Raw genomic sequence first — 8,158 nt, 5'->3', positions numbered from 1 at the left:
CATAAAAGCCTGCCTGGAAGGTTACAAAGTGTGGTTTACAACGGTGCCTCTGCTTGTCAACCGCATAAAGGAGTGCCGGTCGGAGCAAACGCTGCGCGTGTTTCAGAATCGGTTCGAGAAGTATGATTTGGTGATCGCAGACGAGATGGGATACATCTCCTTTGACAAAGAGGGTGCCGAGCTATTATGCACCCATCTGTCACTCCGTGCGGGACGGAAGTCAACGATCATCACGACCAATCTGTCGTTTGAGCGATGGGGTGAAATCTTTCAGGATCCCGTCATGACTGCTGCCATGATCGATCGGTTGACGCATCAGTCGTACCTCGTGAACATGAACGGGAATTCGTACCGCATGAAAGAAACGAAGGAGTGGCTTGCGAAACAAGAGTTGACCGAATAATCGTAAAACCATTTCCGCAACTGGTCACTCAAAGGTGGGGGAAAATTAAATGAGCGAATGGCGGATTTTTGAGTTGACAAATACACCTCTCACCTCGATGGATTTCTCCTGTATAAATTCGACAAAAAAAGCATGTAGACCTGGCTCCGTTTGGAGCTTTGTCTACAGGCTTTTTTGTCGAAATCATAAACTGCAATCCATCATGGGTTGTAGATTCTCGAGAGTGTCGGTTAACCTTTTTACCTCTGTTTGATTCCTAGGGAGCGATGAACCAACTATCATGAATGTAATATGTCCCTGTTGCTGTGTAACGAAGTTCCATATGTCCTATGAACTTGACGTTATAATCCGGTACGGAATCATATTCAACATCTGTTATTGCATCCATGACTGCGCCTGCAGGGTCAATACGAAGATTTTTTGCCATTAATACTTTATATGTGCCAGGAGGGAGAGCCCATGGCGCTACAGTTGGCGTGTTTTGGTAACTGACAATTTTTGCAGGAGGATTAGGGTCATAAGAATAGTTTACCGACATTGTTAGAGATGCAACTCTTATCAACCCAAAAAATCCTTTTAAGTGAATTGTCCCTTTTGCTGTTGTAGAATACACAGCCATTGGTTTAACATCTGAAGTACCTGACACGGATAAATTATCATTCGAAGGAGTTCTTTCGGAAACTATGGCTTCAATATAGAAACCGTCACCCAAATATACTTGCTCATACGGATTATCTTGAGAAACATTCATTTTTGCTAAAGCTTCATTGATTTCCCTGAAGGTTGGAATTTTTACTTCATGTGTGACGGTTGGTAAACCATTCTTTTTCAGAAGCTGATTATATGCTTCCAAAGTTATAATTGGCTCATCGCTTTTCAATTTTGAATCAAGTTCAATCTTACTAATGTCCTCTAAAGAAGTTGCATTTGTTTCTGCATTGACTTCAATTCCACCTAAAATAGAGCTAACAATTACAAAAATAGCAGACAACATGATAAGGAAAAACTTCTTCATTACTATCATCCCTTTCCTTAATATATTTTTTGGCAAAGAGAAGATGGTATATTGAAGTTTAAAGCAAATGTTTAATTTTGTCAATAATAAATAGTATATCACTTTTTCGTCAATTTTCGACATGGAGATGCATGCTTAGATGGAACGATTCTTTTCAATTCTCAAAGTGAGGTATCACTTGGAGAATCCGCGACTTTTTGTCAAAATTGCTACCGCCGACATGTGATGTGGGTAATCTTTTCTTATTTCTGTGACTGGTTGGTAGACTTATCCCATGGGGTGAAATCTGCAAGGCTCCGTGGAACAGATAAACATCAAAATAGAAACTAAAGTCAGTCGTTACAGCAAAACTCGACAGAGAGCAGGTGTTTTTCTCCATTGATTTATTCAACAAGCTCTATTTATTGAAAAACTATATCTGCTATACCAATTAAGATGGACAGAACCATCGCAGCAAAAAAAAACAAAACTGCATCGAAGATTAAAAAAAGAAGACTTTTAATTGTCATTTCTTCCTGTGATCTGCTTCTCCTTAAAAATACAATAACCGCTGATAATATCCCGAAAAACAAAACCAACCATAAAAGTTTAATTATAATCACGCTTCTTATTCCCTCCTTACGCCAATTGCTAAATCTGACATTTTTAAATACTACTTCTGTAATACATCACAATTATACAACATTAAAAGAAAATGATCATTCATTTATTTTTATGAACCTTTTGCATTAAATCCTTTTTTGTTCCAGTAGATGTGTTTGCATCACAACATGAGGTAATGCAAAAGTGAAATTGGAAAAAATCCGATTCACTTCATATTGAACAGGTTTCCCCTTTTTGGTAGACGGAGCAATGGTGTTTGTCATCAATCTGAGATCTGGCACTTGCCAGGTCTCAGATTGATGACAAACACCTTTGTTTCATCCACCAGTGTCAAGGCCGGATTATATTTGACCCACTTTGGCCAGTTTAAAATTGACCCACCACGGGTGATTCATCGTGTCATTGATGGCGGTGTTCCGTAGATCCCAGCCCTCACTTTTTCTTTCAAGCGATAGCTGTTTCCACGGATGTTGATGACATGGCAATGGTGGAGGAGGCGATCCAGGATTGCTGTTGCCAAGATCGGATCCCCTACCAACTCTCCCCACTCTCCAAAACTTTTGTTGCTTGTCAGCAAGATACTCCCTCGCTCGTAACGGGCACTCACCACCTGGAAAAAGAGATTGGCTGCAATGTTGTCCAGAGGCAAATATCCGACCTCATCAACCACAAGCATGCGGGGTCTGAGATACACCCGCAACCGCTTGTCCAACCGGTTCTCTGTGTACGCCTTACGCAAGTCTTCCATCATGTACGACATGCTGACAAAGTAAACGGAGACGCCTTGATGGATCGCCTCATTGGCCAAGGCCACTGCCAAATGGCTTTTGCCTACCCCAGGAGGACCGAGAAACAGGACATTCTCATTGCGACTAATGAAGCTCATCGTAGCTAATTCACGAATCAGGCGCTCATCAATACTGGGCTGGAAGGCAAAATCAAATTCATCGAGCGTTTTCCGGTAGGGCAAATGGGCCAGTTTGGTCCGAACCTCCAGATTTCGCTTTTGCCGTTCGGAGGTCTCAACATCCAAGAGATGGTTGAGAAAAGCAAGGTATGTGCTTTGCTCACGACTTGCGGCTTCCAGCTGTGCATCCAATTGAAGGGCTGCCTGTTCCAGTCCCAATTCGTGCAACCGGGCGCGGGCTTGTTCCAGTTCAATCATGTTCCCACCTCCATCAGGCGTTCATAGACCTCAAGCGAACGAATTTCCACATCCTGAGCCAGTATCTGCTTCGCCTGAGGGCGTGGGTGGGTGTAACCGTTGGCCGCTTTTAAACCAGCGTATTGACCTGGACAAAGGACAATCGCTCGTGATCGGTGAACTTTCTCATGCTTGGCAACCGGTATCCCATCAACCATGATCTCGAGCATCCCATTGACTTCCCGCACCATCACCTCACGACCACTATATTGCCAGGGAACCCCGTAACGCACCCCATCGTAGCTGACAAACCGGTCTCGACTGACCCGGCGCGGCTCGTGAAGATATTTCGCCCACCTTTCTTTTGGTGGCAGGAGCTGCAACTTTTCCTGAAGCAAGCGCTCACTTGGCCGTTCTCCAGTTGTCCCGTGAATCCGTTTGTTTTTCGCATCGCACCACTGCAGGGCTTGCCGGTTGAGATCCCCCAGATCGACAAACTGCCTGCCTGGAATAAAGTTCTCTTTAACAAAGCGGACACCTCGCTCCACCTTCCCCTTGGTTTGTGGTCGCCTGACTTGACACACCTTTGGCACAAGACCCATGGCTGCAGCAAAGTCGGCAAACAGGGGATGCCAGCGTGGCTTGCGATCCTCTCCCATCCCAAGCACAACGGTTTTCATCTGGTCCGTGAGCATGATCTTAGGAATGCCCCCGAAATACTCGAACGCGTGAATCAGACACCGAAGGAAACTGTGGGTATCACAGCGTTTCGTAAACTCGATGTACATGGCTCTGGAATAACCTAAGACCATCACAAACACCGGAACTTTATGTACCTGCCCCTCAGGGTCAACATACTCACACATTCCCCAATCCACTTGAGCATATTCACCGGGCTTGGTTTCATAACGCTGAATCGCTGGTGTTTGTTTTGGGGGACGGAAGGCTTTCACATAGTCCTTGAGAATGGTCCGGCCGCCTTGGTATCCCTGTTCCCGAATGCGTTCGAAAAGGACCTCGCAGTTGTAGATTCCTTGGGCCATCAACTCATCCAGAAGAGGTTTATATGGATCCAATTTCGAAGGCCGTTTTGCGCGTGGCTTTCTTTCAAAGACCCCTTTTGATCTTAGATATCGCCGAATGGTGTTTCGTGAATAACCGGTTTCTCTGGTGATGGCGCGAATACTCTTGCCAGATGCCTTCATTTCATGTAATGATATCACTGTCCCACTCCTTGACATTTGGTTTCCCCTCCGATGTTTGTTTTTTCCGACATATCGAAGGGTACCTTTTGTTGAGGGGTGGGTCAATTCTTTTTTGGCGATCCCGGGTCAATTATACGTCGGCGTTAACAACCAGTAAACGGAAATCAGGTGTTTTTGTATCGATTTAGAGCGAAAAAATAAATACCAGCCCTTCGAGCCACCTGACTTCCATAGCCAGGTGGCCAATTTTTTCACCTTTACTATATAAAAAAGCTGGCAAAATAAACGCCAGCCTAAAATTAATATTTACTTAAGGATGATCCATCTTAAAATCTTGTCTATAAGATATAGCCAGTCTAATTCATTTATTTACTTATGAATGATCCATCTCAAAAATTTTCCCAAAAAATACAAGCATCCTATAAAAAACAAAAATATGATTAATAAAAACAGCATTGTGATTATAAAATTTGAGAAGTGAAAAGCCAAGTTATCACCTTCAATCTTTCCTGCATCATCAAGATATCCTCTTAATTTAGTTATTTTATCATTGTTTTACTGCGGTGTAACATCGAAACTACCATTTGCATGATAAATTGTAGCAATTGAAAAGCGGGACAAAAACTAAAGAACATTGACCTTTGGAAAGAGAAGGAACGCCAATTTCTTTTCTGCAATATGGTGCAATATTGCAAAAATCATTTCTGCACCACTTGAACATGTCGACATACGCATCACAATGGACACTTTTGGCCATGCCTTGCAATCTGCTGATCGCGAAGCGGCAACCAAACTCGATGCGCTTTTTTCAAGGAAAAAAGCATGTAGTTTCATTTGGCATCAATTTATCACCAATTGCTTGAACAGCATCTGTATTATATGATATTACGTGATCTTATTTACTGCCCTAAATAGAAAAAACCCTTGATTTTCAAGGGTTTCGTTGCGCTGTTATGGTGGGCAGTAGAGGGATCGAACCTCCGACCTCCACCGTGTCAAGGTGGCGCTCTCCCACTGAGCTAACTGCCCATATAATATGATGACTGGAACCATCCTTACAAGCAAATTTCATTGCCAGTTCGTTATGAAATGGTGCCGAGGACCGGAATCGAACCGGTACGGTGGTCACCCACCCCAGGATTTTAAGTCCTGTGCGTCTGCCTATTCCGCCACCCCGGCAACATGCCGTTTATCCCTTAATTCTTGAAAAAGGGGTACTGGTGGGCCCACCAGGACTCGAACCTGGGACCAATCGGTTATGAGCCGACCGCTCTACCAACTGAGCTATAGGCCCATGTGTCAGAGACAAGAATTATCATAAGCCAAATTCTCGCCGCTGTCAATCCTAGTGCACCAGAATTTCCTTGAGGATGGCGGAGCCGACGGGATTCGAACCCGCGACCTCCTGCGTGACAGGCAGGCGTGAACTCCAGCTTCACCACGGCTCCCTGTATGACACGAACCATTATAACTGAAGTGGCTTGATCTTGCAATAAAAGAATCCACCACGGAAAGAAAAAACCTGCCATCACATTGAGACACAAAGAGTGAGGCAGGCTTCCATGATGAACAAAGGAGAGGTCTTTTGATTTAAGATTGTGCTTAATTATGATTGCGTTTTCTTCCTCCAAGCCATCGCTTGCTCCCTTAATGCGTGGACGGCAGACATATCGACCGTCTTCGCTCCGATCGGGCCATGAAATGCCCGGCCGTCTCTGACGCCATGAAAATCGGATCCCCCTGTGATAATCAACCCCTTTTCCTCGGCCATCCTCGAATAACGGGCCTCTTCATCCGAAGCGTGATCCGGATGGTAAACTTCCAACCCATCCATCCCTTTTGCGATCATTTGTTCGATGAGATCATCTTTTCCGTACAAACCGGGATGCGCCAATACACATGCACCGCCCGCCTGGTGAATCAACTCCAGCGCCTCAAGCGGGCTGATCCGCGGCGGCACGACATAGGCTTTTCTCCCTGTTCCCAGGTACTGTTCAAAGGCCTCCTCCACCGAACCCACCACTCCCTTGTCGACCAAGACAGCGGCAATATGCGGCCTTCCGACATTCCCCCCTCGCTCCTGCTTCGCATAAACTTCTTGGAGGTCAATCTCTATTCCCAGCTCCCGCAATCGTTCCACAATCATTCGGTTCCTCAAATCGCGCGTGTCGCGAAGTTCCTCGAGCCGGCGGAGAAACCATGGATCAGTAAAATCGACATAGTAACCCAGAACATGAACGTCGATTCCCTCATATAAGGTGCTGATCTCAATCCCAGGGACAACCTCAATCCCCAGCCGTTGTCCGATGTCCAATGCCTCTTGCAAGCCGCCTACCGTGTCATGATCCGTGACGGCAATCGCTCGAAGGCCTGCCTTGCGGGCCATCAGCAAAAGCTCTTCGGCTGAATGCCATCCGTCGGATGCCCGAGTGTGTGTATGCAAATCTGCTCGCTCCATCTCATTGACCGCTCCTTTTCTCTACATAAGAATAACATTTCGCAAATGAATGATAGTTGTCAAGATGGCCGCCGTCTCACTTTCTGCTCACCAATAGGCGATGATCCGATATAATGGAGAAGGAGCAAAGGAGGTTTTTTATGACTGAGAAAATTCGCTTGGCCCTACTCTACGGCGGGAAATCGGGTGAACACGAAGTGTCCATCCAGACCGCCTTTTCCGTATTGAACGCATTGGATCTTTCTCGGTATGAGCCCATCCCAACATACATCACGCTGGATGGCACGTGGATCCAGGGAGAAACTATCACCCGGCCGCCCGCTTCACCCGAGCAGTTGCGGCTGGACGGACAAAACGGTTCCTGCCGCCTCGCTGTCCAAGGGCTTTCAGGCATTTTTCCGGCCTGCCGGTCAGTGGCCCCACCGGGGCAACCCAAAGGCTCTCCACAAGATGTGGATGTGGTCTTCCCCCTCCTGCACGGCCCGAACGGTGAAGATGGGACCGTCCAGGGACTGCTGGAGCTGGCGGATATCCCCTACGTCGGATCCGGTGTCCTCGCCTCGGCCGTCGGTATGGACAAGGCGATGATGAAAACCGTCTTCGCCTCACGGGGGCTGCCGCAAGTGGATTACCTAGTGTACACGCGGAACCACTGGGAAAAAAACCGCTCCGGCGTCTTAGAAGAAATTATCGACAGGCTGGGCCTTCCCTGCTTTGTCAAACCCGCCAACCTGGGGAGCAGCGTGGGCATTTCCAAGCCAAAAACAAAAGAAGAACTGCTCACCGCCATGGACACCGCGTCCCGGTTCGACCGGAAAATCATTGTCGAAGCCTACGTCGATGCGCGCGAGATTGAGGTGGCCATCCTCGGCAACGATGAACCGCTGGCCTCCATTCCCGGGGAAATTATTCCGTCAAAGGAATTCTACGATTATGAGGCCAAATACCTTGATGGCCAATCCGCCCTCATCATCCCGGCCGAACTGCCGGAAAGCACGGTACGGCAAATCCAGGAGATGGCCATTGAAGCTTTCAAAGCCATTGATGCCTCCGGCCTGTCACGCGTCGATTTCTTCCTCTGCCGTTCCGACGGACGGGTTTTGATCAACGAAATCAACACGATGCCCGGTTTTACCCAGTATAGCATGTATCCCTTGTTATGGCAGCACAGCGGCATCTCCTACCCGCAACTGATTGATCGGTTGATTCAACTCGCCCTGGAGAGACATGAGGAAAAGAAAAAGACTCAGATCTTCCCTGATTCCCTGTCCAGCTCCCCAGTCTCTTCCACAAAAAAGACATAAGTCAAAGAATAAGATGCCCCACAAAA

General features: G+C 46.7%; 6 protein-coding genes, 4 tRNA genes and 1 pseudogene. 2 read left to right on the top strand and 9 right to left on the bottom strand.

The genetic code is table 11. The features are described 5' to 3' along the window. A pseudogene (locus BAA01_15705) lies at positions 1-403 on the top strand (AAA family ATPase). Between the two features lie 256 nt (positions 404-659). Here the strand turns inward: BAA01_15705 and BAA01_15700 are convergent. The 9 genes from BAA01_15700 to BAA01_15660 all read right to left on the bottom strand — a co-directional run bounded on the left by BAA01_15700 (position 660) and on the right by BAA01_15660 (position 6,828). Next, complete coding sequence (locus tag BAA01_15700) at positions 660-1,418, bottom strand: hypothetical protein (protein OUM86866.1); 759 nt, start codon at positions 1,416-1,418, stop codon at positions 660-662. A gap of 401 nt (positions 1,419-1,819) precedes the next feature. Further along, the gene (locus BAA01_15695) at positions 1,820-2,020 is read right to left on the bottom strand and encodes a hypothetical protein (GenBank protein ID OUM86865.1); all 201 of its coding nucleotides are present in this window, start codon (positions 2,018-2,020) and stop codon (positions 1,820-1,822) included. 392 nt (positions 2,021-2,412) lie between these two features. Further along, positions 2,413-3,186 carry an AAA family ATPase gene (locus tag BAA01_15690; protein OUM86864.1) on the bottom strand — a complete coding sequence of 258 codons (774 nt, stop codon included), beginning with the start codon at positions 3,184-3,186 and terminating at the stop codon, positions 2,413-2,415. Next, positions 3,183-4,406 carry an integrase gene (locus BAA01_15685; protein ID OUM86863.1) on the bottom strand — a complete coding sequence of 408 codons (1,224 nt, stop codon included), beginning with the start codon at positions 4,404-4,406 and terminating at the stop codon, positions 3,183-3,185. Before BAA01_15685 ends, BAA01_15690 begins: the two co-directional genes overlap by 4 nt. 918 nt (positions 4,407-5,324) lie before the next feature. Further along, positions 5,325-5,399: transfer RNA gene (locus tag BAA01_15680), tRNA-Val, on the bottom strand. 61 nt (positions 5,400-5,460) lie between these two features. Next, positions 5,461-5,549: transfer RNA gene (locus BAA01_15675), tRNA-Leu, on the bottom strand. 39 nt (positions 5,550-5,588) lie between these two features. Next, positions 5,589-5,664 (bottom strand) — tRNA-Met (locus tag BAA01_15670). Positions 5,665-5,741: 77 nt separating this feature from the next. Then, positions 5,742-5,818 (bottom strand) — tRNA-Asp (locus tag BAA01_15665). Positions 5,819-5,976: 158 nt separating this feature from the next. Next, complete coding sequence (locus BAA01_15660) at positions 5,977-6,828, bottom strand: phosphatase (protein ID OUM86862.1); 852 nt, start codon at positions 6,826-6,828, stop codon at positions 5,977-5,979. Positions 6,829-6,968: 140 nt separating this feature from the next. Between BAA01_15660 and BAA01_15655 the strand changes: the two genes are divergently transcribed. After that, entirely contained in the window at positions 6,969-8,132 is a 1,164-nt protein-coding gene (locus BAA01_15655) for a D-alanine--D-alanine ligase A (protein ID OUM86861.1), read from the top strand. Positions 8,133-8,158 lie beyond the last annotated feature (26 nt).

The organism is Bacillus thermozeamaize (genome assembly GCA_002159075.1).
Classification (GTDB): Bacteria; Bacillota; Bacilli; order ZCTH02-B2; family ZCTH02-B2; genus Bacillus_BB; species Bacillus_BB thermozeamaize.
Note: the sequence above shows the minus strand (reverse complement) of the source record. Positions and strands in the feature narration are given on the sequence as shown.

Excerpts from the sequence above, each read along its gene's own strand:
- BAA01_15700 (OUM86866.1), bottom strand. The coding sequence starts at position 1,418 with ATGAAGAAGTTTTTCCTTATCATGTTGTCTGCTATTTTTGTAATTGTT.
- BAA01_15690 (OUM86864.1), bottom strand. The coding sequence starts at position 3,186 with ATGATTGAACTGGAACAAGCCCGCGCCCGGTTGCACGAATTGGGACTG.
- BAA01_15685 (OUM86863.1), bottom strand. The coding sequence starts at position 4,406 with ATGTCAAGGAGTGGGACAGTGATATCATTACATGAAATGAAGGCATCT.
- BAA01_15660 (OUM86862.1), bottom strand. The coding sequence starts at position 6,828 with ATGGAGCGAGCAGATTTGCATACACACACTCGGGCATCCGACGGATGG.
- BAA01_15655 (OUM86861.1), top strand. The coding sequence starts at position 6,969 with ATGACTGAGAAAATTCGCTTGGCCCTACTCTACGGCGGGAAATCGGGT.